Source organism: Lentzea flaviverrucosa (assembly GCF_003350445.1).
Classification (GTDB): Bacteria; Actinomycetota; Actinomycetes; order Mycobacteriales; family Pseudonocardiaceae; genus Lentzea; species Lentzea californiensis.
This window is the reverse complement of sequence record NZ_QQAU01000013.1, coordinates 179939-206335: the sequence shown is the minus strand read 5'-3', so window position 1 is coordinate 206335 and position 26397 is coordinate 179939. Positions and strand designations below refer to the sequence as shown.

The 26397-nt window shown below is 69.1% G+C and carries 25 protein-coding genes and 1 pseudogene; 14 read left to right on the top strand and 12 right to left on the bottom strand.

What is annotated here, in order from left to right; genetic code table 11:
* Together DFR72_RS33380 and DFR72_RS45885 are read right to left on the bottom strand one after the other, a co-directional pair.
* On the bottom strand, positions 1–244 hold a 244-nt coding region (locus DFR72_RS33380), incomplete at its 3' end, for a hypothetical protein (protein ID WP_211335625.1).
* Between the two features lie 43 nt (positions 245–287).
* A complete protein-coding gene (locus DFR72_RS45885) occupies positions 288–1160 on the bottom strand; it encodes an Rv0361 family membrane protein (protein ID WP_170176511.1) in 873 nt (290 codons plus the stop codon).
* 713 nt (positions 1161–1873) lie between these two features.
* On the opposite strand from DFR72_RS45885, the gene arc reads away from it, so the two are divergent.
* Positions 1874–3673, top strand: coding sequence for a proteasome ATPase (arc, locus tag DFR72_RS33370; protein WP_090070210.1), 1800 nt, complete (start codon positions 1874–1876; stop codon positions 3671–3673).
* Positions 3674–3736: 63 nt separating this feature from the next.
* Here arc and DFR72_RS33365 read toward each other — a convergent pair whose 3' ends face one another.
* The 3 genes from DFR72_RS33365 to DFR72_RS33355 form a co-directional block, all read right to left on the bottom strand.
* Positions 3737–4609 carry a hypothetical protein gene (locus DFR72_RS33365; RefSeq protein WP_143086902.1) on the bottom strand — a complete coding sequence of 291 codons (873 nt, stop codon included), beginning with the start codon at positions 4607–4609 and terminating at the stop codon, positions 3737–3739.
* A 263-nt stretch (positions 4610–4872) separates the two neighbouring features.
* The gene (locus DFR72_RS33360) at positions 4873–5499 is read right to left on the bottom strand and encodes a response regulator (protein WP_090070213.1); all 627 of its coding nucleotides are present in this window, start codon (positions 5497–5499) and stop codon (positions 4873–4875) included.
* Entirely contained in the window at positions 5496–6563 is a 1068-nt protein-coding gene (locus DFR72_RS33355; RefSeq protein ID WP_211335624.1) for a sensor histidine kinase, read from the bottom strand. The genes DFR72_RS33360 and DFR72_RS33355 overlap by 4 nt, the downstream gene beginning before the upstream one ends.
* Positions 6564–6674: 111 nt before the next feature.
* Here DFR72_RS33355 and DFR72_RS33350 point away from each other — a divergent pair.
* The 5 genes and pseudogenes from DFR72_RS33350 to DFR72_RS33330 form a co-directional block, all read left to right on the top strand.
* A pseudogene (locus DFR72_RS33350) lies at positions 6675–7316 on the top strand (ABC transporter ATP-binding protein); the annotation flags it as partial.
* 56 nt (positions 7317–7372) lie between these two features.
* Positions 7373–8128 carry a hypothetical protein gene (locus DFR72_RS33345; protein WP_090070215.1) on the top strand — a complete coding sequence of 252 codons (756 nt, stop codon included), beginning with the start codon at positions 7373–7375 and terminating at the stop codon, positions 8126–8128.
* Positions 8129–8224: 96 nt separating this feature from the next.
* Positions 8225–9280 (top strand): glycoside hydrolase family 5 protein, encoded by a 1056-nt coding sequence (locus tag DFR72_RS33340; RefSeq protein ID WP_090070217.1) that lies wholly within the window; start codon positions 8225–8227, stop codon positions 9278–9280.
* Positions 9281–9353: 73 nt separating this feature from the next.
* Positions 9354–10232: an aldo/keto reductase gene (locus DFR72_RS33335; protein WP_090070218.1), complete on the top strand. Its 879-nt coding sequence runs from the start codon at positions 9354–9356 to the stop codon at positions 10230–10232.
* Positions 10233–10245: 13 nt separating this feature from the next.
* Complete coding sequence (locus DFR72_RS33330) at positions 10246–10581, top strand: antibiotic biosynthesis monooxygenase family protein (protein ID WP_090070220.1); 336 nt, start codon at positions 10246–10248, stop codon at positions 10579–10581.
* Here the strand turns inward: DFR72_RS33330 and DFR72_RS33325 are convergent.
* The gene (locus DFR72_RS33325) at positions 10568–11059 is read right to left on the bottom strand and encodes an NUDIX hydrolase (protein ID WP_090070222.1); all 492 of its coding nucleotides are present in this window, start codon (positions 11057–11059) and stop codon (positions 10568–10570) included. The two genes, DFR72_RS33330 and DFR72_RS33325, sit on opposite strands and share 14 nt — an antisense overlap.
* Positions 11060–11166: 107 nt before the next feature.
* Here DFR72_RS33325 and DFR72_RS33320 point away from each other — a divergent pair, with 107 nt between their 5' ends.
* From DFR72_RS33320 to prcA, 5 genes are all read left to right on the top strand, one after another.
* A complete protein-coding gene (locus tag DFR72_RS33320; protein WP_090070224.1) occupies positions 11167–13566 on the top strand; it encodes an FtsX-like permease family protein in 2400 nt (799 codons plus the stop codon).
* A gap of 97 nt (positions 13567–13663) precedes the next feature.
* Positions 13664–15157 (top strand): depupylase/deamidase Dop, encoded by a 1494-nt coding sequence (gene dop / locus DFR72_RS33315; RefSeq protein WP_090070226.1) that lies wholly within the window; start codon positions 13664–13666, stop codon positions 15155–15157.
* Positions 15158–15236: 79 nt separating this feature from the next.
* Positions 15237–15431, top strand: a complete 195-nt coding sequence (locus DFR72_RS33310) for a ubiquitin-like protein Pup (RefSeq protein ID WP_030471529.1) — start codon at positions 15237–15239, stop codon at positions 15429–15431.
* 49 nt (positions 15432–15480) lie between these two features.
* Positions 15481–16329 carry a proteasome subunit beta gene (gene prcB, locus DFR72_RS33305; protein WP_030477125.1) on the top strand — a complete coding sequence of 283 codons (849 nt, stop codon included), beginning with the start codon at positions 15481–15483 and terminating at the stop codon, positions 16327–16329.
* Between the two features lie 34 nt (positions 16330–16363).
* Entirely contained in the window at positions 16364–17128 is a 765-nt protein-coding gene (prcA, locus tag DFR72_RS33300) for a proteasome subunit alpha (RefSeq protein ID WP_090070228.1), read from the top strand.
* Positions 17129–17547: 419 nt separating this feature from the next.
* Here prcA and DFR72_RS33295 read toward each other — a convergent pair whose 3' ends face one another.
* Entirely contained in the window at positions 17548–18180 is a 633-nt protein-coding gene (locus DFR72_RS33295; protein ID WP_090070230.1) for an alpha/beta fold hydrolase, read from the bottom strand.
* Between the two features lie 244 nt (positions 18181–18424).
* Between DFR72_RS33295 and DFR72_RS33290 the strand changes: the two genes are divergently transcribed.
* Positions 18425–19012: a GNAT family N-acetyltransferase gene (locus DFR72_RS33290; RefSeq protein ID WP_211335623.1), complete on the top strand. Its 588-nt coding sequence runs from the start codon at positions 18425–18427 to the stop codon at positions 19010–19012.
* On the opposite strand, the gene DFR72_RS33285 is transcribed toward DFR72_RS33290, so the two are convergent.
* Positions 19002–19610 (bottom strand): maleylpyruvate isomerase family mycothiol-dependent enzyme, encoded by a 609-nt coding sequence (locus tag DFR72_RS33285; RefSeq protein WP_090070231.1) that lies wholly within the window; start codon positions 19608–19610, stop codon positions 19002–19004. The two genes, DFR72_RS33290 and DFR72_RS33285, sit on opposite strands and share 11 nt — an antisense overlap.
* A gap of 78 nt (positions 19611–19688) precedes the next feature.
* On the opposite strand from DFR72_RS33285, the gene DFR72_RS33280 reads away from it, so the two are divergent.
* Both DFR72_RS33280 and DFR72_RS33275 read left to right on the top strand, forming a co-directional pair.
* A complete protein-coding gene (locus DFR72_RS33280) occupies positions 19689–20108 on the top strand; it encodes a MarR family winged helix-turn-helix transcriptional regulator (RefSeq protein ID WP_090070233.1) in 420 nt (139 codons plus the stop codon).
* A 5-nt stretch (positions 20109–20113) separates the two neighbouring features.
* Positions 20114–20941: a hypothetical protein gene (locus DFR72_RS33275; protein ID WP_211335622.1), complete on the top strand. Its 828-nt coding sequence runs from the start codon at positions 20114–20116 to the stop codon at positions 20939–20941.
* Positions 20942–21102: 161 nt separating this feature from the next.
* Here the strand turns inward: DFR72_RS33275 and DFR72_RS33270 are convergent, their stop codons facing one another.
* Genes DFR72_RS33270 through DFR72_RS33255 form a run of 4 tightly spaced genes read right to left on the bottom strand, consistent with a single transcriptional unit; the run spans position 21103 to position 26316 of the window.
* Entirely contained in the window at positions 21103–22623 is a 1521-nt protein-coding gene (locus DFR72_RS33270; RefSeq protein WP_090070235.1) for a glycerol-3-phosphate dehydrogenase/oxidase, read from the bottom strand.
* Complete coding sequence (glpK, locus tag DFR72_RS33265; RefSeq protein WP_090070237.1) at positions 22616–24106, bottom strand: glycerol kinase GlpK; 1491 nt, start codon at positions 24104–24106, stop codon at positions 22616–22618. The genes DFR72_RS33270 and glpK overlap by 8 nt, the downstream gene beginning before the upstream one ends.
* A 46-nt stretch (positions 24107–24152) precedes the next feature.
* Positions 24153–24911: an IclR family transcriptional regulator gene (locus DFR72_RS33260; RefSeq protein ID WP_090070239.1), complete on the bottom strand. Its 759-nt coding sequence runs from the start codon at positions 24909–24911 to the stop codon at positions 24153–24155.
* A gap of 40 nt (positions 24912–24951) precedes the next feature.
* Positions 24952–26316: a bifunctional phosphatase PAP2/diacylglycerol kinase family protein gene (locus tag DFR72_RS33255; RefSeq protein ID WP_090070498.1), complete on the bottom strand. Its 1365-nt coding sequence runs from the start codon at positions 26314–26316 to the stop codon at positions 24952–24954.
* Between the last annotated feature and the right edge of the window lie 81 nt (positions 26317–26397).

The following is a 26397-nucleotide window of genomic DNA, read 5'->3' as shown; positions in this document are numbered from 1 at the left end:
GCTGGCCGTACTGACCCTGCTGCTGCCCGTACTGGCCCTGCTGCTGGAAGCCGCCGCTGGGCGGTCCCTGCTGGCCGAACGGGTCCTGCTGCGGCTGGCCGTACTGGCCCGGCTGCTGCCCGTACCCGGGAGGCGGCTGCTGGGCGTACCCCGGCTGCTGCCCCGGCGGCGGCTGCTGGCCGTAGCCGGGCTGCTGCGGCGGCTGCTGGCCGTAGGGGCCCGGCTGCTGTGGCGGGTAAGTCATGGAGTTCCCCCGAAGTGGATGAAGCGGACCGGCCGGCTGACGACTAGCGCGTCGTCGGGATCTTGATGTCCTTGGCCAGCGTGCAGACCTTCCAGTCGCCCGACTCCTTCTTGAACTTCAGCTCGGAGTCGATGGTCTGGGGCGTGCCACCGTAGTCGCCGCTGATGGTGAGCTTGACGGTCGCCTCGTCACCGGAGACGGTCGCGCCCTTGTAGGTCATCTTCGGCACCGGCAGCTTCTTGGCGTCCTCGGCCAGCTTCCGCTGCTCGGGGGTCAGCTTCTTCTCGAGCTCGGCCGCCTCGTCGAGCATGGCCTTGCAGGCCATCGACTTGGCCTTGCTCTCGTTCTTCGAGGTCACGACGGCGATGTACTCCTCGACGGCCTCCTTGACGTCGGCCTCGTCGCCGCCGCTGTTGTTGCCGTTGTTGCTCGAACCGGGTTCCGGCGACGAGCTGCTGGAGCTGTTGCCGGTGAGCATGACGGCCGCCGTGATGCCACCGCCGAGGAGCACCAGCACGCCGACGATGACGCCGACGACCAGGCCGGTGTTGCTCTTCTTGGGCGGAGGACCGCCGAACCCGCCGGGCTGGCCGTACGGCTGCTGACCGTAGGGCTGCTGGCCGTACGGACCGGGCTGGCCGTACTGACCCTGCTGCTGCCCGTACTGGCCCTGCTGCTGGAAGCCGCCGCTGGGCGGTCCCTGCTGGCCGAACGGGTCCTGCTGCGGCTGGCCGTACTGACCGGGCTGCTGCCCGTACCCGGGAGGCGGCTGCTGGCCGTATCCGGGCTGCTGCGGCTGGCCGTGACCCGGCTGGGGCTGCTGGCCCTGACCCGGCTGCTGCGGCTGCTGCCCGTACGGCCCACCGGGCTGCGGCTGCTGCCCGTAGGGACCGGGCTGCTGCGGCGGGTAGGTCATCGAAACTCCCCCGATGGGATGAGGTGATCTTTCTCTGGACATTGTGGTGCTTCGCCGTGCGACTCGCGGGCGAAAGGCGTCTATCGACACCCGTGAGTGGTCATGCACACGCCCCGAAGTCGCGATCTGGTCGCGCGAAGGTCGTGTCTGATAACGATTGTGGCAACTCCACCGGGAATCGAGTGCGATGCACTGCGCTGTCGGGGTGGTGCGCCGGACGCGTCGGTGGAACCACCCGGTTGGCGGCACGCCGGCCGGTCGCACCGGAGCCCCGCTCGCGCGGGTCCTCCGACCGACACGAACGAGGTGGGTAGCGGTGCGTGACCACCGAACGGATCAACCGCTGGTCCACCTGGTGGGACGACGGCGGATCGCCGCCTGTCGCCGGGCTGTGAGCTATACCAGGTGTGTCCGTGGTCGCCCGAGGGGGGTCGCGGACCGTAGGGACCGGGCTGCCGCCCTGGTGCTCCCATGACCCTCTCCTCGGACTTCTCGCAGGTCGTTTGGCGTGTCGAGACACGAAACGCCGGTCGTGGTTTCTGGGACGCACCGTAGCGGTTGGGCGGTCGAACCGGACACCGAGATGGACCAGTTGACCTCTGTTGGAGGCCTCACCGTTGCACCACACGAGCGAAGATGATGTTGTGAGTACCCCATTTTGTCGGTGATCGCCGGTACCGTAATCGGTACGAACACGGGAGGAGGGTGCCGACATGCAGCACGGTCATCCCGGCAGCCAACCCGATGAGGGTGGCGAGCTGAACCAAGGCAACATTTCTGCTGAGCTGACTGCGCAGATCAGGTTCCTCGAGGACGAGATCGCGTCGTTGCGTCGCAAGCTGACCGAGTCCCCGCGGCACACGCGGTTGCTCGAGCAGCGCTTGGCTGAGGCGACAGAGCGCGTCAGCCAGCTGACCGAGCGAAACACGAAGCTCATAGACACCCTCCGCGAAGCACGAAGCCAGTTGCTCGCGCTGCGTGAGGAAGTCGACCGGCTGGCGCAACCGCCCAGCGGGTACGGCGTCTTCATGGCACGTTTCGACGACGGGACCGTGGACGTCTTCACGTCCGGCCGCAGGATGCGCGTAGCCGTGTCCCCCGCGGTCGAGCCGGAGAAGATCGCCTACGGCCAGTCCGTGCGCCTCAACGAGGCGCTGACGGTCGTCGAGGCCGGCGGGTTCGAGCGTTCCGGCGAGGTCTGCTCTCTGCGGGAGGTGCTGACCGACGACGACGGTCTGGACACCATTTCTCGCGCGCTGGTCGTCGGCCACGCGGACGAGGAGAGGGTGGTCTGGCTCGCCCAGCCGCTGCTCGACTCGCCGCTGAAGCCCGGCGACTCGCTGCTGGTCGACTCGAAGGCGGGTTTCGCCTACGAACGGGTCCCCAAGGCCGAGGTCGAGGACCTCGTGCTCGAGGAGGTCCCGGACATCGACTACAGCGACATCGGTGGCCTCTCCAGGCAGATCGAGCAGATCCGCGACGCCGTGGAGCTGCCGTTCCTGCACGCCGACCTGTTCCGCGAGTACGAGCTGCGCCCGCCCAAGGGCGTTCTGCTCTACGGCCCTCCCGGCTGCGGCAAGACGCTCATCGCCAAGGCGGTGGCGAACTCGCTGGCCAAGAAGGTGCGGGAGATCCGCGGCGAGACCGACAAGCAGGCCAAGTCCTACTTCCTCAACATCAAGGGCCCCGAGCTCCTCAACAAGTTCGTCGGTGAGACCGAGCGGCACATCCGCCTGATCTTCCAGCGGGCTCGTGAGAAGGCGTCCGACGGCACCCCCGTGATCGTGTTCTTCGACGAGATGGACTCGATCTTCCGCACCCGTGGTTCGGGCGTGTCGTCCGACGTCGAGACGACGATCGTGCCCCAGCTCCTCGCCGAGATCGACGGCGTCGAGGGCCTGGAGAACGTCATCGTCATCGGCGCCTCCAACCGTGAAGACATGATCGACCCGGCGATCCTCCGCCCCGGCCGACTCGACGTGAAGATCAAGATCGAGCGACCGGACGCCGAGGGCGCGAAGGACATCTTCAACAAGTACCTGACGCCCAACCTCCCGCTGCACGCCGACGACCTCGCCGAGTTCGGCGGGGACCCGAAGGCCTGCATCGAGGGCATGGTGCAGCACACCGTGGAGCGCATGTACGAGGAGTCCGAGGACAACCGGTTCCTGGAGGTCACCTACGCCAACGGTGACAAGGAGGTCCTGTACTTCCGGGACTTCAACTCCGGCGCCATGATCCAGAACATCGTCGACAGGGCGAAGAAGGCGGCGATCAAGTCGCTGCTGGACACCAAGCAGCCCGGACTCTCCGTCCGGCACCTGCAGGCCGCCATCCTCGACGAGTTCGCCGAGAACGAGGACCTGCCGAACACGACGAACCCGGACGACTGGGCTCGCATCTCGGGCAAGAAGGGCGAGCGGATCGTCTACATCCGCACGCTCGTCACCGGGAAGAACCAGGACGCCGGCCGCGCGATCGACACGGCCACGAACACCGGCACGTACCTGTAGCACCGCTCGACACGAATCGCCCCGGCCGCTCAGCGGCCGGGGCGATTCGTGTTCCGAGGGAGGTCAGCGGTAGCCGTACCGCGCCGCCATTTCTCGTCGTTTCGCGAGTGCCTCCTCGCGGTCCCCACAAAGCCAGGCCTGCCAAGTAGTCCAAGTCAGCCCTCCGTTGTGCAAGCGCTTCACGTGAGTCCTGAAGTGATAGGTCATCCCGACGTGCACCGGTTTCCCGGCGCCATCGAACAAGGCGTATGCGACGTGGATTCCTCGGGCGGGCAGCACTGAGCTGTCCAAGCGGTCCCAGCCCGTGTCACCCCGCCACATTCCATCAGTGTTGCGCGGCGTGGTCTGTGCGAACCGGAGCAACGTCCGCCGGTCGTGTCCGATCAGCTCCCGCCAGTCGGAGAAACCCCTGAAGTTCCAGGACATCACCTGGTCGTATGCCTCCAGCAGGCGCCACCAGTCGGGTGGTCGGGAGTTGAGCAGAGCAGCCGCTCGGCGGATGAACTCCCGTTGTGCCGCCTTCTGCTGTTCCATCAGGGCCAGACGCTGCGTGTGCAGCGACTGCGTGGTCCTGGCGGCGGCATCGATTCCTGGATCGCCCGAGGTGAAGACTTCGTCGTCGGCGGTGCGAGCCTCTTGCCACAGACGATCGAAGTCGTCCAGACCTAGGTAGAGTTGCTGGCCCCTGGTGGAACTAGTCAGAACCAACGCGATCGCCATGACGTGGGAGAGCTTGGGAAGTTTCGGATCGCTCAACGCGGCGCGAACGCTCGTGTGTGAGATGGGGTCGCAGTCGGACCTTGCCGCGATCTCGTCGGCGATCTTCCTGCAGCTCAACCGCCCTGATCTGGCATGGAGGTCGTGTAGGGCGTCATTCAGGTCGCGCAGCGGGCCCTGAGGAAGCGGCGGCTTTCGCCAGCCTGGTCCAGGCTTCACAGTTCAAGTGTAAGAAACTGTAAAGCAGCAGTTCAGGGCAGGTGCAGACTGTTTGTTGTGAAGATCTTCGACCTGGTGCTCGGCAAGTACTTCTGGCGCCTCTACCTGGTGCTGGTAACTCTCGTGGCCACAGTGGTGGCTCTCAGCGCGTCGCTGGGGCCACTCGCGACCCTGGGTATGGGTGCGGTTGCTGGCGGAAGCGCGTTGCCAGCCGCGCGCCGGTGGTCACGCAGGACGAGGCGTCGGCGCGCGGCAGGTGCGATTCAGACCAGACCGGACTCGTAGGCCGCGATCACGAGCTGCGCGCGGTCGCGGGCGTGCAGCTTCGCCAGCAGGTTCCCGACGTGCGTCTTCACGGTGCCGGTGCTGACGTGCAGCTCCGCCATGATCTCCGCGTTGGACCGCCCGCGGGCGATCAGCAGCAGCACCTCCTTCTCCCGCTCGGTCAGGCGCTCCAGCCCGCGCACCGCGGGTGCGGCGGGGTGCCGGACGAACTCCGAGATGAGGCGGCGCGTGACCGTCGGCGAGAGCAGCGACTCGCCGGACGCCACGACGCGGATCGCGGCCAGCAGTTCGGCGGGGGGCGTGTCCTTGAGCAGGAAGCCCGAGGCGCCGGCCCGCAGCGCGCCGAAGACGTACTCGTCGAGGTCGAACGTCGTCAGCACGAGCACGCGCGGTCCGTCGAGCAGCCGGGTGGCCTCGATGCCGTCCATCTCGGGCATGCGGATGTCCATCAGCACGACGTCCGGCGCCAGTTCGGACGCCAGAGCGACGGCCTCGGCGCCGGTGCCGGCCTCGCCCACGACGGCGAGGTCCGGTTCGTGGTCGACCAGCATCCGGAAGCTGGCGCGCAGCAACGCCTGGTCGTCGGCGATCAGCACGCGGATCATCGCTGGGGGAGTTCCGCGACGACCCGGAAACCGCCCTCGGAACCGGGGCCCGCGCTGAACGTGCCGCCGTAGACGGCCACGCGTTCGCGCATGCCGATCAACCCGTGCCCCACTCCGAGCTCCTTCACCCCAGGCCCGTCGTCCGCCACCTCGACGCGGACGGCTTCCGGTGTCACGTCCACCAGCACCTTGCACGACGCGGGTGCCGCGTGCTTCACGACGTTCGTCAGCGCCTCCTGCACGATCCGGTACGCCGACAGCCCCAGACCTTCCGGCACAGCGGCGTCGCCGCGCACGTCCAGCGTGACGCGCACGCCCGCGAGTGACGCGCGGTCGGCCAGACCGGCGAGCCCGCCGAGGCCGGGGGAGGGTGCCAGGCCGGCGTCGGAGCGCAGCACGCCCAGCAGCCCGCGCATCTCGGTCAGCGCCGCCCGGCTCGTCTCCGAGATCACCCGCAACGCCTCGTACGCGTGCTCGGGTGATCGCACGTGTGCGGCGTTGGCGGCCTGCACGGTGATCAGGGAAAGGTTGTGCGCCACCACGTCGTGCAGTTCGCGGGCGATGCGCATGCGTTCGTCGGCGAGTGCCTGCTCGGTCCGCTGGGCGGTCTCGCGATCCAGGAACGAACGACGCAACCGCGTCGTGTAGCCGATCACCCACACCGCCCCGAGCACGGCGATGCCGACCAGCACGGTCTCGGCCTCTCCTCCCGACACACCGGAGCTGGCGACGACGGTGACCACGAGGCCCGTCAGGGACCACGAACGCGGGCGCTCGACCGCCACCGTGTAGAGCGCGAAGCAGATCGCGCCCATCGGGGCTCCGAGCGCCTGGACCGGGAGCACCTGGCCGATCACCACGGCCACCGTCGCCAGCGTGGTGACCACCAGCGTGGCCACCGGCCACAAACGGCGCACCGCGACGGGCAGGGCGACGAGCGCTGCTCCCGGCAGGACCAGCCACCACGGCTTGTCCTGGTTCTCCACCATGGCGTAGGCGACGAGCACGCCGATCACCAGTGCGGCGGTCAGGTCGACCAGGTAGAGGTGCAGTCTCGCGATCACGGCTCCGACGGTATCGAGTGCGCAGCGCGGGTGCCTCGGACCACGGGCCGATTCCGGAGCTCGGACCTGCGGCCGATCCGCCCGAGGTCTCCCGGCGCGACTCTCTTCCCCATGATCGAGGTGCGGAACCTGACGAAGAGATACGGGGACACGACGGCGGTCCGGGACCTGTCGTTCACCGTCCACCCCGGACTGGTGACGGGCTTCCTCGGCCCGAACGGCGCCGGAAAGTCCACGGCCATGCGGATGATCCTCGGCCTGGACCGCCCCACGGGTGGTGAGGCCCTGATCGCCGGCCGGCGCTACCAGGACCTGGACCGGCCGTTGCGGCACGTCGGCGCGTTGCTCGACCCCGCCGCCGTGCACCACGGACGCAAGGCGCTCGACCACCTGCGCTGGCTCGCCGCGAGCAACGGCATCGGCGAGAAGCGCGCGGTCGAGCTGCTGGAACAGGTCGGCCTGGGAGGCGTGCGGCACAAGAGGATCAGGGCGTTGTCGCTCGGCATGAAGCAACGACTGGGTGTCGCGGCGGCCCTGCTCGGCGACCCCGGGGTCCTGATGTTCGACGAGCCGGTGAACGGGCTCGACCCCGAGGGGGTGCGGTGGATCCGCGACCTGATGCGCGGGCTCGCGAAGGAGGGCCGCACGGTCTTCGTCTCCAGCCACCTGATGAGCGAGATGGCGCTGACCGCGGACCACGTCGTGATCGTCGCAAGAGGACAGCTGGTCAGGGAGACGCCGATGGAGGCGTTGACCCGCAACGGTTCGCTGGAGGACGCCTACCTCGAACTCACCTCCGGGAGGGGACTGTGAAGAACGCGCTCGCCGCGGAGTGGCTGAAACTCCGGACCGTCCGCGCTTCGTACGGACTGGTGGGCACCGTCGGCCTGATGGTGGTCGCGGGCGCGCTGCTGTCGTGGCTGATCGTGCAGGACTACGACACGTCCCCGGCCGCCGAGCAGGCGCGGTTCGCGTCCGCCGACAACAGCGTGGTGATCACGCCGGTCGTCCAGTTCCTCGTGGCCGCGCTCGGCGCCCTGGTCGCCACGTCCGACCCGAGGCTGACCGCGCTGACCGCGGTGCCGGACCGCACACGGCTGCTGGCCGCCAAGACCGTGCTCGTGGCCGCCGCGGCCGTGGTGATCGGTGTCGTCACGCTCGCCCTCAGCGTGGGCGGCAGCTGGCTGATCATGGGGGACCGGCCGCCGCCGATCGCGCCCTGGGACGGCCTGGGCGACGTGCTGCCGTGGGCCGGTGCCGCCGTGCTGTCGATCCTGGTGACAGGTCTGGCCGGCCTCGGGATCGGTCTCGCGGTGAGGTCGACGGCCGTCACGATCGTCGTGGTGGGCGTGCTGCTGTGGGGTCTGCCCGCGATCACGCCCATGCTGCCGGAGCCCTGGAACGTGGACGCGTCCGCGGTGATGGTGCCGTACCTGGTGTGGGAGGTCGCGGGTGTTGTCGACGACGCACCGCTGGGCCCGCCGGCCGCCGTCGCAGTTTTGGCCCTTTACGTACTGGTGACTCTGGGTACCGGAACAGTGACCCTTCTGCGACGAGATGCTTGACTCGCCCTGGGGGCGGCCCTATGGTCGTCTATACCTTTAACGGTAAGGAAACTTACCTAACTAATCCGCCGCCAGCAGTCCGAGAGGAGACGCTGTATGTCTTGGCAGAAGTCTGTGGTGGCGTTCGCCGCGGCAGTTGTGCTCCCGCTGACCGGTGCGATGGCGGGCAGTTCCGTCGCCGCCGCTCCCGAGGGCGACTTCGCCGCTGCCGCGCTGCCGCCGGGTTCGCCCGCGGCGGTCAACGGTCAGCTCAAGGTCTGCGGCGTCAAGCTGTGCAACAAGAACGGCAAGCAGATCCAGTTGCGCGGCATGAGCACGCACGGCATCCAGTGGTACTCCCAGTGCGTGAAGACCGCGTCCCTGGACGCGCTCTCCAACGACTGGAAGGCGGACGTGCTCCGCATCTCGATGTACATCCAGGAGGGTGGCTACGAGAGCAACCCCCGCAAGTTCACCGACATGGTGCACGGGTACATCGAGGAGGCCACGAAGCGCGGCCTGTACGCGCTCGTCGACTGGCACCAGCTCTCGCCGGGCGACCCGAACCACAACACCGCGCGCGCCAAGACCTTCTTCAAGGAGATCGCGCAGCGGCACAAGGACAAGACGAACATCATCTACGACATCGCCAACGAACCGAACGGCGTGACGTGGTCGCGGGTCAAGACCTACGCGGAGGCCGTCATCCCGACGATCCGCGCGGAGGACCCGGACAGCCTCGTGCTCGTCGGCACGCACGGCTGGTCGACGTTCGGCCTGTCCGACGGCAGGAACATCAACGAGGTCAGCCAGAACAAGGTCAACGCCTCGAACCTGATGTACACGTTCCACTTCTACGCGAAGGACCACCGCGACTCGTACCTCAACGCGTTGCGCACGGTCTCGAGCCAGGTGCCGGTCTTCGTCACCGAGTTCGGTTCGCAGGAGGCCTCCGGTGATGGTCCCAACGACTTCACCATGGCGAACAAGTTCATCGCGTTCATGAAGGAGGCGAAGATCTCCTGGACGAACTGGAACTTCTCCGACGACCACCGCACGGGTGCGGTGTTCAACAGCGGTACCTGCTCCGGCAGCAACTTCTCCGGTGAGGCTCCGCTGAAGGAGGCCGGCAAGTGGGTGCGCAACCACATCCGCACGGCTGACGACTTCTGATCTGCCTGAACGACCGGCCCCGGCGGGTCACGTGAGCGGCGGTCCTCCGGGGCCGCCGTTTACCGTTGTCGGCATGGCTCAACTCGCACTCGGTCTCGCTTCGCTCGGTCGCCCCGCCTACATCAATCTCGGGCGTGAGGGCGCGCTACCCGCCGTGCGCGATGTCGAGTCCATGCGAGCGCAATGCCATCGCGTCCTCGACGCGGCCTACGAGCTGGGGATCCGCTGGGTCGACGCGGCCCGTTCGTACGGGCTGTCGGAGGACTTCCTGTCGTCGTGGCTGCCCGGCCACGACGACGTGACCGTCTCCAGCAAGTGGGGCTACGCCTACACCGCGGACTGGCGCCCGGACGCCGAGGTGCACGAGGTCAAGGAGCACTCGCTCGCGCGGTTCAGCCTGCAGTGGCAGGAGACCTCGGCTCTCCTGCCCCAGGTCGCGCTCTACCAGGTGCACTCGCTGACGGCAGACAGCCCGCTGTTCGCCGACCGCGCGCTGCAGGAGGCGATGGCCGGGATCGGCGTGCCGCTGGGGTTCTCGACCTCCGGGCCGCACCAGGCCGACGCGATCCGCAAGGCACTGGAGCTCGGGATCTTCCAGTCCGTCCAGTCCACCTGGAACCTGCTGGAGACGTCGGCGGGGGAGGCCCTGCGGGAGGCGCACGACGCCGGGCTGCGGGTGATCGTCAAGGAGGGCGTGGCCAACGGACGGCTCGTCGTGGAGCCTCCGCAAGCGGTTGCGGCACAGGCGAAGGCGCTGGGCGTCGGACCGGACGCGGTCGCCCTGGCGGCGATCGTGCGGCAGCCGTGGGCGGACGTCGTGCTGTCCGGCGCGGCGAGCCCGGAGCAGCTGCGGTCCAATGTGGATGCCTTGCGCGTCGACGTGGACCTGCCGGACCTGGCCGAACCCGCCGGGCAGTACTGGAAAATCCGTTCCGGGCTCACCTGGAACTAGTTACGGTGACGCCGTGAGCGATGTGCCCTTCGAGGCTTGTGAACCTCCGTACTACGCGGTCGTCTTCACCACCGTGCGGACGCAGGAGCAGAACGGCTACCCCGAGACCAACGCGCGCATGGAGGAGCTGGTGCAGGACGTCCCCGGTTACCTGGGGATGGACCACGCGCAGAACCCCGGCGGGCTCGGCATCACCGTCGCGTACTTCCGCGACGCCGACGCCCTCACGCAGTGGCGGACCAACGCCGAGCACCGGGCGGCGCAGAACCGCGGCCGGGCCGAGTGGTACCAGAACTACACCCTGCACGTGGCGAAGGTGGAGCGCAGCCACACGTTCAAGCGCTCCTAGACAGCCACTCCCGGCCGATCGCCCTGCCGTCCGGCACGAGCGGCCAGCCGGGGTCCTCGATCTTGCCGCGCAGCTCGGCCACGTCCATCCACCCGCCCCACGCGACCTCCTCGGGCTGGTGGGTGAACGGGCCGTCGCTGCGCGTCTCGTAGACCCACGCGTGGTAGCGCGTCAGCTCGTCGACGTAGGTGGTCCGGAAGAGCGGGGTCAGCGGCGCCTCGACGCCGAGCTCCTCGCGCAGCTCGCGCACCGCCGCCTCGTCCGGGGTCTCGCCCGCGTCGATCACGCCGCCCGCCGAGAAGTCGTACAGGCCGGGGAAGATGTCCTTGGTGTCCGTGCGGCGGTGCACGTAGATCCGGTCGCCGTCGCCGGAGAACACGACGGTCAGGACGCAGCCGTGCCAGAGGTTCTCCGCGCGCATCCGCTCGCGGGACACCTCGCCGATCACGTTCGCGGCCTCGTCGTAGAGGTTGATCATCCCCGTGTCCTCCTGTGGTCGTACGCGAGCTTGCTACCCCAGTCCGACGCCCGCTGATCGCCCTCCTTCCTACCTTCGTGAACGTCAGACGTCACCGAGGAGGATTCGTGTCCACTTCCCTGCGGCTCGGCGTCGCCGAGTTCCGCGCCCGGCCGGGCCGCGCGCTGCTGCCCGGCGTCGCGCTCGTCGTCGGCGTGGCCTGCCTGCTGGCCGCCCTGGTGCTGAGCGACGCGCTCACCCGGTCGGTCGACGAGGGCGCGCCCCTCACACCGTCGTCGGTGAGCCACGTGGTGGACACCAAACCCGCCGAGTACGGCACCACCGAGGCGAACCGGCCGAAGCTGGACGACGCGGTGCTGGCCAAGCTCTCCGCCGTCGGCAGGGCGGTGCCGGTGCAGGTGGCACAGGCCGACCTGCTCGACGCCAACGGCCGTGCGGGACAGCACCGGGCCGAGGTGCACGTCCAGCAGCCGGACCTGGTGCGCTGGCCGCTGGCCGAGGGCAAGGCCCCGGCGGCGAACGGCGAGGTCGCCGTCGACAAGATCACCGCCTACGAACGTGGCCTGAAGCCCGGCGACAGGATCAAGCTCGCCGCCGCGGACGGCAAACCGGTCGAGGTGACCGTCAGCGGGGTCATGAAGAAGGGCGGCATGGACGCGCGGCCGATCCTGGTCGCCGGTCCGGACCTGGCACGCGCTCTCGACCCGGAGCCGTTCACCAAGGAGATCTGGGTGCTCGGCGGTGGCCGTGACGCCGTCAAGGCCGCGGCGGGTGCCTCGTACGTCGTGTGGGACCCGGCGCCGGACGCCGACAGCATCGGCAACGACCTGACGTTCATCCTGCTGCCGTTCAGCGTGCTCGCACTGGCCACGGCGGTCTTCGTCGCGGCGGCCACGTTCCGCGCGGTCTACGCGCAACGGCAGCGGCAGACGGCGCTGCTGCGGTGCATCGGTGCCCAGCGCGGCCCGCTGGTGCGCAGGAGCCTGTTCGAGGCGTTCGTGACGGGCGCGGTGGCCGGCGTCGGTGGTGCGTTGCTCGGCGGGCCGATGGCCTGGCTGCTCGCCAGGACGTTCGACACCACCGGCATCTCGGTGCTGTTCGGCGCGGTGGAGCTCAGTCCCGAACTGCTGCCGTCGCTCGGCTACGTCATCCTCGGAGTCGTCGTGGCCGCCCTTCTGAGCGTGATGGCGGCCGTTCGTCCCGCGATCAACGCCGCGCGGGTGTCGCCGTTGGCCGCACTGCGTGACGCCGACAGCGAGGTGCCGACCCGCTCCGTTCGCCGCCTTCGGTTCGTGTTCGGCGTCCTGTTCACCGGTGGTGCCGCGCTGCTCGCGATGATGGCCATCGCCGCCAAGGGCACGGTCGCGGCTCCTCTCGCCGTGACGTTCTCCGCGATCGCCGCGGTGACCGGGCTGTTCTGGATCCTCGGCCCCGTCACGGTGCCGTTCATCGCCCGGCTGTTCGGCAAGATCGGCGGTACAGGTTGGACACAGTGGAAGCTCGCCGGCGCCGAGGTGCGCCGGATGCCGCAGCGGTCCGCGTCCGTCGCGCTGCCGTTGCTGCTGGCCAGCTCGATGGTCACGTTCTTCCTGGTCCTGCTGGGTGGCGCGCAGGAGATGACGTACCAGTACGCCAACGAGGAACGCCCGGACGCGACCGTGGTGGACGCGGGCGAGCGGCCGTTGCCGGCGATCCCCGCACAGCCGGACGTGGCCGCGAGCGTGGTGCTGCACAAGACCTCGGACAGCGCCGCGAGCGTCGACCCCGAGGAGTTCAAGGCCTGGCTGAAGGCGCAGAACGTGCCCGGTGCCGAACAGCTCGTCGCCGGGACCGCGATCGTGCCGCCGCACTGGGAGGACAAGCCTTTCGTCGAGGCCGACGGCAAGCAGTACAAGGTCGTGGGCACGGTCCCCGGCAGCATCACCGGCTACCTGCCGATCATCGCCGGCCCCACCTCGGGACCCGCGGAGAAGGTGCTCGTCGCGTTGAAGCCCGGTGCCGACCCGGCCCGGTTCCGGGCGGGACTGCAGGCCGCGCTGCCGAACAACCCGACCGTGATCGTGCAGACCGACGCGGACGAGCGCGCCGAGGCGGACCGGTACATGCACCTGGGCACCGTGCTGATGATGGTCCTGCTCGGACTGTCCGTGGCGGTCGCCGTGACCGGCATCGGCACCGCGCTGACCATCTCCGTGCAGGAGCGACGCAAGGAGCTCGCACTAAGGCGCGCCTTGGGCGTTACTAGGGGCGGACTGCAGGGCGGAGTCATCGCTGAAGCGATCATGCTGGCCCTGGTCGGCGTGATCGGGGGCGGCGTCCTCGGGTTCGTCTACGCGGAAATCGCGATCCTCTCGACCGGCATCGAGATGTCGCTGCCCGGCCTGCAGGTCGTGTTGCCGCTGGTCATCGGTGCGATGGCGGTCGTGGTGCTCGCGGTGCTGGCGGCGTTCGGGCCCTCCCGCGGCGCGTCGCGGATCCGTCCGGCCGCCGGACTCGCCTCCGGCTGAACCCCCGGATCGGGCATCCGGGTGAATAGGGTGGGGGGAGCTTCAACGCGAGGCTCCCCACACGCTTGTGCCGGGGTCAGGTCATAAGGTGTTGCGCATGCGGCGGATCATGGGAACCGAGGTCGAGTACGGCATCTCAGTGCCGGGTGACGCGACCGCGAACCCGGTGCTCACTTCGACACAGGTGGTGCTCGCGTACGCGGCGGCGGCGGACATACCGCGCGCCAGGCGGGCGCGCTGGGACTACGAGGTGGAGTCCCCGTTGCGCGACGCGCGCGGGTTCGACCTGGGGTCGCCCGGCGGGCATCCCGCGGACTCCGACGTCGAGGACCTGGGCGCGGCGAACGTCATCCTCACCAACGGCGCGCGGCTCTACGTCGACCACGCGCACCCCGAGTACTCGGCGCCCGAGGTCACCAACGCGCGTGACGCGGTGATCTGGGACAAGGCGGGGGAACGGATCATGGAGGAGGCGGCGATCAAGGCCGCGTCCGTCCCCGGCCAGCCCCGCCTGCAGCTGTACAAGAACAACGTCGACGGCAAGGGCGCGTCGTACGGCACGCACGAGAACTACCTGATGCAGCGCTCGACGCCGTTCACGGCCGTCATCGCGGGCCTCACGCCGTTCTTCGCGTCGCGCCAGGTCATCACGGGTTCCGGCCGCGTGGGCGTCGGGCAGTCCGGCGAGGAGGCCGGCTTCCAGCTCTCGCAGCGCTCCGACTACATCGAGGTCGAGGTCGGCCTGGAGACGACGCTCAAGCGCGGCATCATCAACACGCGCGACGAGCCGCACGCGGACGCGGACAAGTACCGCCGCCTGCACGTCATCATCGGCGACGCGAACCTGGCCGAGTACTCCACGTTCCTCAAGGTCGGCACCACCTCGCTGGTGCTCGACATGATCGAGGCCGGGCAGCGGTTCGACGACCTGCGCATGGTCGACCCGGTGCGCGCGGTGCACCAGATCAGCCACGACCCGACCCTGAAGACCAAGGTCGAGATGACCGGCGGGCGCAAGTTCACCGGCCTCGACGTGCAGTTCGCCTACCACGAGCGGGCGCTGGCGTTCGTCGAGAAGGAAGGCGTCGGGGACCGGGAGGTCCTGCGGATCTGGGGCGAGGTGCTCGAGGCGCTGGCCCGCGACCCGGCGGAGTGCGCCGACCGGCTCGACTGGGTCGCGAAGCTCCGGCTGCTCGAGGGCTACCGGCAGCGCGACGGCCTGGAGTGGGGCGCGGCCCGGCTCAACCTGGTCGACCTGCAGTACTCCGACGTCCGCCTCGACAAGGGCCTCTACAACCGCCTCGTCGCGCGCGGCTCGATGAAGCGCCTCGTGAGCGAGGAAGAGGTCCGCGCGGCCATCACCTCGCCGCCCGAGGACACGCGTGCGTACTTCCGCGGCCGGTGCCTGGAGCGCTACCCGACCTCGGTCGCGGCCGCGTCGTGGGACTCGGTGATCTTTGATCTCGGTCGAGAATCCCTCGTGCGAATTCCGACGCTGGAACCGCTCCGCGGGACAAAAGCGCACGTCGGAGCCCTTCTGGAGGCCTCCGACACCGCCGAGCAGCTGGTGGACGCGCTCACTCGCGGGTGATCGTCTACCCGAGTGGCTCAGGGTTTTTGTCGGTGCCGCTGGGTAGTGTTCTTGTCAGGCGAGTCAGTGGGAGGCCGAGATGTCCCAGGAACAGAAGCAGCGCCAGGGTGGTGGCGACGGCGACGACGGCGCGGATGACGCCGCCGGCGCAGGTCAGGAACGCCGCGAGAAGCTCGGCGAGGACGTGGACGCGATCCTCGACGAGATCGACGACGTGCTCGAGGAGAACGCGGAGGACTTCGTCCGCGCATACGTGCAAAAGGGTGGTCAGTAGGCCTTCGGGGGCCTGTTGACCAACTCGGGGACGGGAGAACAACCAACACATGGACAACAGCTCGACCGGGCGTTACCCGGCCGCGGCGCTGCCCTCGGCGTACCTCACGCCGGGCTCGTCGTCGTTCACGGACTTCCTGCGGGCACAGGCACCCGACATGCTGCCTAGTGGCCGGAAGCTCCCGGAGGGGACCGTCCAGGCCCCGCACGGGACGACGATCGTCGCGGCCACCTACAAGGGTGGGGTCGTGATCGCCGGCGACCGGCGCGCGACCATGGGCAACGTGATCGCCCAGCGCGACATGAAGAAGGTCTTCGTGACCGACGACCACTCGGCCGTCGGCATCGCGGGCACGGCCGGCATCGCGATCGAGATCGTGCGCCTGTACACGGTGGAGCTGCGCCACTACGAGAAGATCGAGGGCGTGCCGCTGTCGCTGGACGGCAAGGCGAACCGCCTCTCGGCGATGATCAGGGGCAACCTCGACGCGGCCATGGCCGGCCTCGCCGTGGTGCCCCTCTTCGCCGGGTACGACACCTCGGCCACCGACTCGGACCGCGCCGGCCGCATCGTGTCCTACGACGTCACCGGCGGCCGTTACGAGGAGTCGCAGGGCTACCAGGCCGTCGGCTCGGGCTCGCTGTTCGCGAAGTCGGCGCTCAAGAAGCTCTACGACCCGGACGCGGACGTCGAAGCCGCGATCCGTTCCGTCGTCGAAGCTCTCTACGACGCGGCGGACGACGACTCGGCGACGGGCGGCCCGGACCCGGTCCGCCGCCTCTACCCGATCGTGGTCACCATCAACGGCGCCGACGGTGCCGTCGAGGTGCCGGAACCCCAGGTCGCCACGATCGCTAACGCGGTCGTCGAAGGCCGCCGGTCCCGCCCCGCAGGCTGAGTCCCCCACAGGTTCGACGTCAGGAGCACCACCCATGACGATGCCGCTGTACGCATCGGCGGAGCAGGTGATGCGCGACCGCTCGGAGTACGCCCGCAAGGGCATCGCCAGGGGTCGCAGCGTCATCGTGCTCAAGTACGCCGACGGCATTCTCTTCGTCGCGGAGAACCCTTCCAGCACGCTGCACAAGGTCTCGGAGATCTACGACCGCATCGGCTTCGCCGCGGTGGGCCGCTACAGCGAGTTCGAGAACCTCCGCCAGGCCGGGATCAGGTTCGCCGACGTCCGCGGGTACCAGAACGACCCGCGCGACGTGACCTCCCGTTCGCTGGCGAACGTCTACGCCACGACCCTGGGCACGTACTTCACCGAGCAGATCAAGCCCTTCGAGGTGGAGATCGCGGTGGCCGAGGTCGGGGATTCTTCTGCCTCCGACACGTTGTACCGGTTGACGTACGACGGGTCCATCGTGGACGAGCCCCAGTACATCGTGATGGGTGGCGCTGTCGACGCTCCCAACACGGCTTTGAAGGAAGCCTTCGCTGACGGGTTGTCGTTGGCTGAGGCTGTTTCCGTTGCGGTCAAGGCTTTGTCCGCCGGGTCGCCTTCTACCGGGAACGGGTCTGCTGAGCTGCTTCCGGCTGCCAAGCTGGAGATCGCGGTGTTGGAGCGGGCTCGGCCTCGGCGGGCGTTCCGGCGGATTGCCGGGGCTGCTTTGGACGCGCTTCTGCCTGCTCCTGTGAAGGACGGCAAGGCGGTTGAGGATGTTGAGCTGCCTCCTGGGGACGAGTCCAAGTAGGTGGTTTGTGATTGGCCCCTGGCTTTTGCTGGGGGCCTTTTGCGTTGGTGGGGTGTGACGCGACCTGGCGGGTGGGTCACTTTGCGGGCGACGGGCTTGCGGTTGCGTGCGTTTTCCTGGGGCTCTGCCCCAGACCCCGGCAATCTGATCAGGGGGTCCACGCCACGGGTGGGTTGATGGCACGCCTGTTGCGTTGGGCGGCTGCCTGTTGGTTAGAGAGTGCGTTCGGCGGTGGGGTCCCATCACGAGCCGAGCCAAGAGCGGGCCACACCTGAGGGGTGAGGTCAAGTCGACGAAAAGCGTGTCGACTTGACCTCACCCCTCAGGTGCAGCAAGAGCTATGGCGCGACTCGTGATGGGACCCCACCGCCCTTGCCTTGCGGTAAGGACGGCTCGCCTTCGGCTTCGCTGTGGGGTGGCTACCTCGCGTAGTTCGCCAGTAGGTCTGCCAGCTCGTTCGGTTTGCTCAGTGAGGCGCAGTGGCCTGCGGCCAGTTCCACCGGCTCGACGCCCAGGCGGTCTGCCACCACCTTGCGCATGAAGTTCGGGGTGAAGAACCGGTCTTCTGTGCACAGGATGAAGTGCGTTGGTAGGTCTGGCATCTTGTCCAGCGGCCACGGCTTTGCCATGGGGGACTCGGCCATGCCTCGTTCCCGTTTCTGCGCCTCTGCGGCCAGGGCTGGCGGGACGTCGTGGAAGAACGCGTCTTCCAGGCCTGGGTCTTCGTAGCCGGTGTTCGCCCACCAGTCGCCTGGGTTTTCGCCTGGGCTCGGGATCATTGCTGTTACGTAGACCAGCGCTTTGGCGTTGACCCGGGCTGCTGCCAGTGGAGCGACGAAGCCGCCGAAGGAGTGGCCCACCACTACCACGTCCTCTGTGGACGGTAGGGCTTCTGTCAGCGCTTGCGCCCAGTCTGTGAGGTCTTTTGCCTCGTCTTCGATGGGGAGGTCTGGGGCGACGACTGTGTGGCCCTTGGCCTGCAAGGCTTCTGCTACCAGGTGCCACGACCAGCCTACGTCGCCCCCTCCGTGCGCTATGGCGAAGGTCGTCATGGGGGGAGCCTAGGCGCGGCGCTCGGCTGGTAGGCGGGAACTGGTGAAGAGGCTGCGTCCAGAGGCCGCCTGGTTCGGCAACGTCGACGCCCGGCGTCATGTCCCTGGCAAATGGTGACGCGGAAACAGGCGTGCGAGCGGTCCTCGCATCAGGGAGCCTGGGTCGTGCCGGAGACGTCCGGCGGGCAGTGGAACTGGGGGACGAGTGGTGGACGCCGCACGGGGGCGACCAGGGGAAGTGCGCTTGCTGGGAGCATCGGGCAGGTCTCGGGGCACGCCGGGGCGGCCGGCGGAGATCAGGGACTACGAACCGGACGACGAGGCGTCCTGGCTGAGGTGCCGGGTGCTCGGGTTCCTCGCGACGAGCTACTTCGACGACGTCTGGCAGGCCAAGCGGCGTGCTGATCTGGAGCTCGTCGCGATCGACGGTGACGAGGTGGCCGGAATCCTGGACGTGTCGGTGCCTGGCTCGGACGCCACGATCGACACGGTGGTGGTGCATCCTGATCGCCAGGGTGAGGGGATCGCGACGGCGCTGCTCGCGGAGGCGGTGCTGCGGCTGGAGCGGTGTGGGACGCGGACGCTCGACGCCTGGACCCGTGACGATGGGCCCGCGCTGAACTGGTACGCGCGCAACGGTTTCGTGGAGTCGGAGAGCTGCCTGCACGTGCACGCGTCCGCCGACGAGCTCGGCACGGTGGTCACCGCGAAGCACGGGCTGGTGCCGGCCGGGGCGTTCCTGCACGCGCGGATCGAGCGGGAAGCCGAGATGCGCCAGCGGTTCGAGCGCGTCCACGTGTGCCGCAGGATGGTGCGCGAACTCAGACCGTGATGCCGGTCAGCCGCGGGATCGTCGCGGTGCGCCCGGCGAGCAGCATCACGAGCGCCTCGATCGGTCCGCTGATCTCGGCTCCCTCGCCGACGGCCCAGTCGGTGTCGGTGGCGACGAGCCGGTGGCCGGCCAGCTTGCGGCGCGCGTGGAACGGGAACCCGATCCGCCACAGGTCGTCCGCCGCGACCACGGCGGCGTCGAGGGGCATGTGGCGTTCGACGCCGAGCGGCAGCGCGATGTCCTGGGTGTGGACCATGGTGTCCATCAGCGCGTTCTTGAGGCTTTGGCCGGGTGCGAGCCGGTGGTACCCGACGGCGCCGCGCAGTTCTTCGACGAGTTCTGCGACCGGTCTGCGTGCCTCGTCGCGCGCGGTCTGGTCGACCATGCGGTTGAAGCTGCCGCGAGCCCGGACGAACGCCTTGAACGCCCCGCCGGCGCTGATCCGGTGCGCGAGCGACAGGTGGGCGGCGACCTCGCGCACCGTCCAGCCCTCGCAGAGCGACGGGTAGGTCCACTCGACGTCGGTCAGGCCCGCCAGCAGGTCCGCGGTCGCCGCACGTTCGGAGTCGATCGTCTGCCAGATCTTTGTGTCATCCATCGCCCTCTCCTCTTGATTTAGTTCGAGAGGCTGACTACTTTAATCAGAGTATCTGACTAAAACAAGGGGAGCCAACGGGTGAACATCGGTCTGCTGCTCTTCATCCCGAACCGTGATGTGGAGAACCGCGTCCTGGCGGCGGTCAACGCGGCGGGCTTCGACGTCACCCAGGCGCAGGCACGGGTGCTCATGCGGGTCGACCCGCGGGGAACTCGGCTGACCGTGCTCGCGGAGGCGGCCCAGGTGACCAAGCAGACCGCCGGTTTCCTGGTGGACCAGCTGGAGAAGGCCGGGTACGTGGAACGCGTGCCCGACCCGGCGGACGGCAGGGCGCGGCTGGTGAAGGTCACCGAGAAAGCGCTGGGCGCGGTGCCCGTCGCGAACGAGGAACTGGCCAGGATCGAGGCGGAATGGGAACGACACCTGGGCAAGCGGCGCATGGGCCAGCTGCGCGAGGCGCTCGAGATGCTCGGCGAGATCACCGATCCGTACCGCTGACCCGCGTGGTGCCGGTGCCGTTCGACCCGGTCGCGCTGACGACCGCCGCGGTCTACCGGGTGGTGTCGGCGGGGGAGCCGGCGTTCGTGAAGGTCCTGCGGCGGCCGCACGTCCCGGACGAGTTCAAGGACGTGGTGGGCGATCTGCCGTGGCGCGACGAGGTGGAGTTCCTGCTGTCCGACTTCGTGCTGCCACCGGGGATGCGCCGGCCGCGCGTGCTGCGGGTGGACGACTTCGGCGACCGGATCGCGCTGTGGCTGGAGGACGTGCGCTGCGCGGACGTGGAGTGGGACCTGCCCCGCTTCCGGCGGGCCGCGCTGGGGCTCGGCCGCTGGGCGGGGCGCAGGTTCGGCGGCGCGCCGGGCAGGGCGTTGCGGGTGCTGTACGAGGGAAGGCTCGTGCGGGACGCGTTCCTGCGGCCGCACTGCTCGGCCCTCGCGGAACGGATGCCGGGGCTCCTGGCACGGCTCGAAGCGCTGCCGCAGGCGAACGGGCACAACGACGCGTGCCCGCAGAACCTGCTGGTGCCGCTCGACGACCCGGAGTCGTTCGTGGTGATCGACGTGACCTGGCAGTGCCCGAACCCGGTCGGCGCGGACCTCGGTCAGCTGCTCGTGGGGCTCGCCCAGGCCGGACGGATGGCCGTCGCGGACCTGCCGCCCGTGCGCGAGGCGATCATCGATGCCTACCTCGAGGGGCTCTGGCTCGAACACCGTGCTGTGTCACGGGAAGAGGTCGTGCTCGGCTGTGACGGGACGCTCGCGCTGCGCAGCGCGTTCCACTCGGCACCCGAACTGGCCGAGTACCTCGTGGAACGCGCCATGGCCCTCTAGTGGTGTGACCCGGCCCGTTGGCGAGCGTGTCCACGCTCAGCAGGGCGCCTCGCGGCACCGCCCCCACGCCCCCATACGACTCCGGTATGAGGACGTGGGGGCGGCACCACGATGCACCCGTCTGACCGCGGACACGCCCGGCAACGCTCCAGGCCACACCACTAGGAAGCCAGCAGCTCCGAGACCCGCGAACGGACCTCGGGGGAGTCGAGGCCGCGCACCATCACGGTGGTGCGGCGGCGCAGCACGTCGTCCACTTCGGACGCCCATTCGGTGCGGCGGGCGTGCTCGACCTGGGCCCAGATGTCCGGGCCGTCCGGGTGGACCCGCTCCAGCAGCGCCGGGTTCTCCAGGCCGAGGGCCACGACCTCGTGCGACGTCGTGCCGTAGTGCGTGGCGAGGTGACGGACCACGTCGTCGGGCAGCGCGGCGAAAGCGTGGCCCAGCACGGAACCCACGGTGTCAGGCGATGCCGAACCGGGGAGCGCGACGCCGTCCAAGGGCCCGTCGGAGGTGCGGCCTAGCTCGGCGTTCACGCGGGCCAGGACGGTGCCGCCGATCTTGCGGAACGTCGTCCACTTGCCGCCGGCCACGCTGATCATGCCGCCGGAGCCCGCGGTGATCACCGTCTCGCGCTTGGCGTGCGAGGTGTCGCCGGGGCCGCCGGGCAGGACCCGCAGGCCCGCGAACGTGTACGCGATCCGCGAACGGTCCAGACCGGACACCGCGACGCCCGCCTCGCTGAGGATCTGGTCGACGTCGGCGTCCGTGCACGCGACCGCGGCCGGGTCGCCCTCGTAGGCCTCGTCGGTGGTGCCGAGCAGGAGGTGGCCCTCCCACGGGATCGCGAACGACACGCGCACGTCGTCGACCGGGATCGTCAGCGCGGCCTTCCACTCCGAGGTCTGCTTGAGCACCAGGTGCGAGCCCTTGGACAGGCGGATCGACGGGTCTGCGGCCGGGTCCTCCATGCGCCGCAGCACGTCGAGCCACGGGCCGGTCGCGTTCACGACGACCTTCGCGTCCACGCCGAACTCGCCGAGCGAGTCGCGCAGGTCGACACCGGTGACCTTCGCGCCGGTCTTGCGCAGGCCCACGACCGAGATGTGGTTGAGCAGCACGGCGCCGGCCTCGGCGGCGGCGCGGGCGGCGGTGATCGCCACCCGGCTGTCGTTCATCTGGTGGTCGTAGTACATCGCGGCACCGCGCAGACCGTCGGCGCGCAGGTCAGGCACCCACTCCACAGCCCTGCGCGCCGACAGCACCTTCCCCATGCCGTCGCCGAAGCCCGACAGCGCGGAGTACAACGTGACGCCCGCGCCCAGGACGAACCGGCTGTGCGGGCCGCCCTTGTAGACGGGGACGAGGAACGGCAGCGGACGCACCAGGTGCGGGGCCAGGTGGTCGCCCAGCGCGCGGCGTTCCTTGTGGTTCTCGTGCACCATCGGCACGGCCGACGGGCCCATCGCGAGGTAGCGCAGGCCGCCGTGCACGAGCTTCGACGACGCGGACGACGTGGCGCCCGCGAAGTCGCCGCTCTCGACCAGCGCGACCCGCAGTCCCGAACGGGCCGCGGCCCACGTGGTCGCGATGCCCAGGATGCCGCCGCCGATCACGACGACGTCGAACTTGCCGTGCTGCAGCTCTTCACGAGCCCTGTCGCGCTGAGAAAGGTCAGTCATCGTCCTCGTCCATCCACCCGACGGTCCGCTCGACCGCCTTCTTCCACTTCCGGTAGCCGCGAGCCCGCGCCGCCGGTTCCATCGACGGCTCCCACTCGGCCGCCTTGTGCCAGTTGGCTTTCAGTGCCTCAGTCGAGGGCCAGTAGCCCACCGCGAGGCCTGCCGCGTACGCCGCGCCCAGGCACGTCGTCTCGGCCACGATCGGGCGCACCACCGGCACGTCCAGCACGTCCGACAGGAACTGCATGAGCAGGTTGTTGGCCGTCATGCCGCCGTCGACGCGCAACGTCGTGAGGTCCGCTGCCGAGTGGGCATTCACAGCGTCGGCGTTCATCGCGTCCACGACCTCACGCGTCTGCCACGCCGATGCCTCCAGCACGGCCCGTGCGAGGTGCCCGCGCGAGATGTAGCCCGTCAGGCCGGCGATCACGCCACGCGCGTCGCTGCGCCAGTGCGGTGCGAAGAGGCCGGAGAACGCGGGCACGAAGTACGCGCCGCCGTTGTCGTCCACCGTGCGGGCGAGGGTCTCGATCTCGGCCGCCGACGAGATCAGCCCGACCTTGTCGCGGAACCACTGCACCAGCGCGCCCGTCACCGCGACGGCGCCTTCCAGCGCGTACGCCGCCGGCTCGTCGCCGATCTTGTAGCCCACGGTGGTCAGCAGGCCGTTCTGCGAGCGCACCGGCTCGTCACCGGTGTTGATCAGCAGGAACGCGCCGGTGCCGTAGGTGCACTTGCCCTCGCCGGGCTCGAAGCAGGTCTGGCCGAACAGCGCGGCCTGCTGGTCGCCGAGCGCCGATGCGACGGGCACGCCCTCGTAGGTGCCGTAGACCTCGGAGGAGGACCGGATCTCGGGCAGCATCTCGCGCGGGACGTCCATCGCGCCGACCAGCTCCTGGTCCCAGTCGAGGGTCTCCAGGTTCATCAGCATGGTGCGCGAGGCGTTCGTGACGTCGGTGACGTGGCGGCCGGTCAGGTTCCAGATCAGCCAGGTGTCCATGGTGCCGAACAGGACCTCGCCGCGTTCGGCTCGTGCGCGCAGGCCTTCGACGTTGTCGAGCAGCCACCGCAGCTTCGGGCCGGAGAAGTAGGTCGCCAGCGGCAGGCCGGAGCGTTCGCGGAACCTGTCCTGGTCGCCGAGCTGCCTGATCAACGCGTCCGTGCGCGTGTCCTGCCAGACGATCGCGTTGTGCACGGGCTCGCCGGTCGCCTTGTCCCACACGACCGTGGTCTCGCGCTGGTTCGTGATGCCGAACGCGGCTATGTCGCCGAGCGAGAGAGAGGCGTGAGAGAGGGCGTCGCGCACGACGGCCTGCACGTTCGTCCAGATCTCGGACGCGTCGTGCTCCACCCAGCCCGGCTTCGGGAAGATCTGGCGGTGCTCGCGCTGAGCGACCGACACGATCCCGCCGGCCTGGTCGAACACGATGCACCGGGACGACGTCGTGCCCTGGTCTATCGCCGCGATGTAAGCCACGTGCACACTCCCTTGTGCGAACCATTCGACAATGTCGAACGATTCCACAGTACTACCAGGAGAGTCCGCCGAGCTCCCTCGAAACGCTGCGAGCTGCCTCACGTACGTAGGACACGAGCTCGAGACGCGGCGGCTGGTCGGGTGAGTCGCACAGCCTCTCGACCGGCCCGGAGATGCCGATCGCCCCGACGACCACACCCCGCCTGTCCCGCACCGGAGCGGCCACCGATGCCTCGCCCTCGACGAGTTCGTGCAGGTCGTAGGCCCAGTCGCGGTCGCGGACCAGGTTCAAGTCGGCGTGCAGCTGCTCGGGATCGAGCGTGTGGCGGGTGAACGCCTGCAGGTCGCCGTCGGGCCAGTTGTCGCCGAACGCGACCAGGGCCTTGCCCAGTGCCGTCGCGTTCCACGGCAGCAGGGCGCCGGTGTCGAGCGTCTGCCGGCTGTTGTCCGGGCGGAACACGTGATGCACGACGAGCACGTGCTTGCCGTGCATCACGCCGATGCGCACTGCCTCGCGCGCCCGCATCGCCAGCGTGTCCGACCAGTTCAGCGCTTTGGCGCGCAGCTCGTTGCCGTCGAGGTACGAGGTGCCGATCTGGAACAGCGCGGCGCCCAGGCGGTACTTGCCGCCCTCGACCTCCTGCTCGACGAACCCGACCTCCTGCAACGTCCGCAGGATGCCGTGCACTGTCGGTTTCGCCAGGTCGAGGGCGCGCGCGATCTCGCCGACGCTCAGCTGGTGCGCGCCGCCGTGGGCGAGCAGCTTCAGGACCTCGGCTGCGCGCTGGATGGACTGAATGGGCCCGGGCACGCACCCCACTCTAGCTGCGCGTGTTCGACAATGTCGAACACTAGGGACGATATATTCCCAGTGCGGCCGCACGCGAACGGAACTTGAAGTGGTTGGCCCGCTCGCGCACCTCGCCGTCGGTCGCGATCGAGATCGGTGCGCCGTGCACCTCGACGTTCAGCGAAGCCACTTCGAAGTGCTTGTACATGCGCGAGTGCTCCAGCGCGCCGAGCAGTGCGCCCAGGAAGAACCTGGTCCGCGAGTACTTCCGGTCCGCCCGGACGAAGCGCACGTCGAGCAGGCCGTCGTCCAGCCTGGGCCGCATCGTCGGCGCGAAACCCTTCGGCCGGTACGGCCCGTTGCCCACGAACAGCATCCACACGAGGTGCTTGTCGCCGTCGATGGTCATGTGCAACGGCTTCGCGCGCTGCAGGACGCGGAACATCGCGATCGCGGCCGCGGGCCACTTGCCCCAGCGCTTCTCCAGCTTCTCGCGGATGCGCACCATGTCGGGGTAGCCGCCGAGCGACGCCGTGTTGATGAACCACTGGTCGTTGACCTGCGCCATGTCCACCCGCACACCCACGCCGTCCGCGACCGCCTGCGCCGTGTCGTGCAGGCCGGTGATGCCCACGTCCCGTGCGAAGTGGTTGAGCGTGCCGGAGGGGATGAGCACCAGCGGAAGGTCGCGTTCGGCGGCGAGGGCGGCCACGGCGGCCACGGTCCCGTCGCCACCGGCCACTCCCAGCGCTTTCGCGTCCGGCAGGTCGTCGAGCTCCTCGATCGAGACGATCTGCGCCTTGGGCCACTCCTCGGTGATCTGCGGCGTCGGGTCCGGCCCGATGCCCGAGAACGGGTTCACCACCACGACCAGGCCGTCGCCGTCCTGCAACGACGTCAGGTCGGCGTGCTCGTAGGCCGAGGCGGGCTCGTTCATCCCGAGAGGCCACCACCGGCGCGTCAGCAACGCGGCACCGACGCCCACGGCCGCGCCGGCCGCGACATCCGTCGGCCAATGAACGCCCGTGTGAACGCGTGAATAGGCGACGGCGGCGGCGATCGGCGCCATCACCACGCCTGCTTTGGGTGATTCCATCGCCACCGCCGTGGCGAAAGCGACCGCTGACGCGGAGTGACCGGACGGGAATGACGAGGACGTCGGCCGCTTCGACAGCCGGCGCCGCATCGCGAGCAGGTCGGCGGCGGGCCGGCGGCGTGGGAAAAGTGACTTGCCGACCAGGTTCGCGCTGGCAGAGGCCCCGGCGATGGCCGCAAGGCCTCTCATCGCACCACGCCGGTACGGGCCTTTCCTCGTCGCCAGAATCGCCGCGATGACGAACCACAGCAGGCTGTGGTTCGCGGCTTTCGAAAGTCTCTTCAAACCGGTGTCGAGCCTGCTCGGACGTAGTCCGGCCGAGGAGCTCATGAGCTTCTTGTCGAGAGCGCTGACCCGTTTCCACACGCCACCGACACTAAACCGCAACCGGCGTGCCGCCCGAACGGATCA

What these genes read in the sequence shown, in the direction of transcription:
- dop (WP_090070226.1), top strand. Translation starts at nt 13,664, where the DNA reads ATGCGGCGGATCATGGGAACCGAGGTCGAGTACGGCATCTCAGTGCCG.
- DFR72_RS45885 (WP_170176511.1), bottom strand. Translation starts at nt 1,160, where the DNA reads ATGACCTACCCGCCGCAGCAGCCCGGTCCCTACGGGCAGCAGCCGCAG.
- DFR72_RS33310 (WP_030471529.1), top strand. Translation starts at nt 15,237, where the DNA reads ATGTCCCAGGAACAGAAGCAGCGCCAGGGTGGTGGCGACGGCGACGAC.
- DFR72_RS33335 (WP_090070218.1), top strand. Translation starts at nt 9,354, where the DNA reads ATGGCTCAACTCGCACTCGGTCTCGCTTCGCTCGGTCGCCCCGCCTAC.
- DFR72_RS33255 (WP_090070498.1), bottom strand. Translation starts at nt 26,316, where the DNA reads ATGAGCTCCTCGGCCGGACTACGTCCGAGCAGGCTCGACACCGGTTTG.
- DFR72_RS33295 (WP_090070230.1), bottom strand. Translation starts at nt 18,180, where the DNA reads ATGACGACCTTCGCCATAGCGCACGGAGGGGGCGACGTAGGCTGGTCG.
- DFR72_RS33340 (WP_090070217.1), top strand. Translation starts at nt 8,225, where the DNA reads ATGTCTTGGCAGAAGTCTGTGGTGGCGTTCGCCGCGGCAGTTGTGCTC.
- DFR72_RS33360 (WP_090070213.1), bottom strand. Translation starts at nt 5,499, where the DNA reads ATGATCCGCGTGCTGATCGCCGACGACCAGGCGTTGCTGCGCGCCAGC.
- DFR72_RS33325 (WP_090070222.1), bottom strand. Translation starts at nt 11,059, where the DNA reads ATGATCAACCTCTACGACGAGGCCGCGAACGTGATCGGCGAGGTGTCC.
- prcB (WP_030477125.1), top strand. Translation starts at nt 15,481, where the DNA reads ATGGACAACAGCTCGACCGGGCGTTACCCGGCCGCGGCGCTGCCCTCG.
- prcA (WP_090070228.1), top strand. Translation starts at nt 16,364, where the DNA reads ATGACGATGCCGCTGTACGCATCGGCGGAGCAGGTGATGCGCGACCGC.
- DFR72_RS33270 (WP_090070235.1), bottom strand. Translation starts at nt 22,623, where the DNA reads ATGACTGACCTTTCTCAGCGCGACAGGGCTCGTGAAGAGCTGCAGCAC.
- arc (WP_090070210.1), top strand. Translation starts at nt 1,874, where the DNA reads ATGCAGCACGGTCATCCCGGCAGCCAACCCGATGAGGGTGGCGAGCTG.
- DFR72_RS33285 (WP_090070231.1), bottom strand. Translation starts at nt 19,610, where the DNA reads ATGGATGACACAAAGATCTGGCAGACGATCGACTCCGAACGTGCGGCG.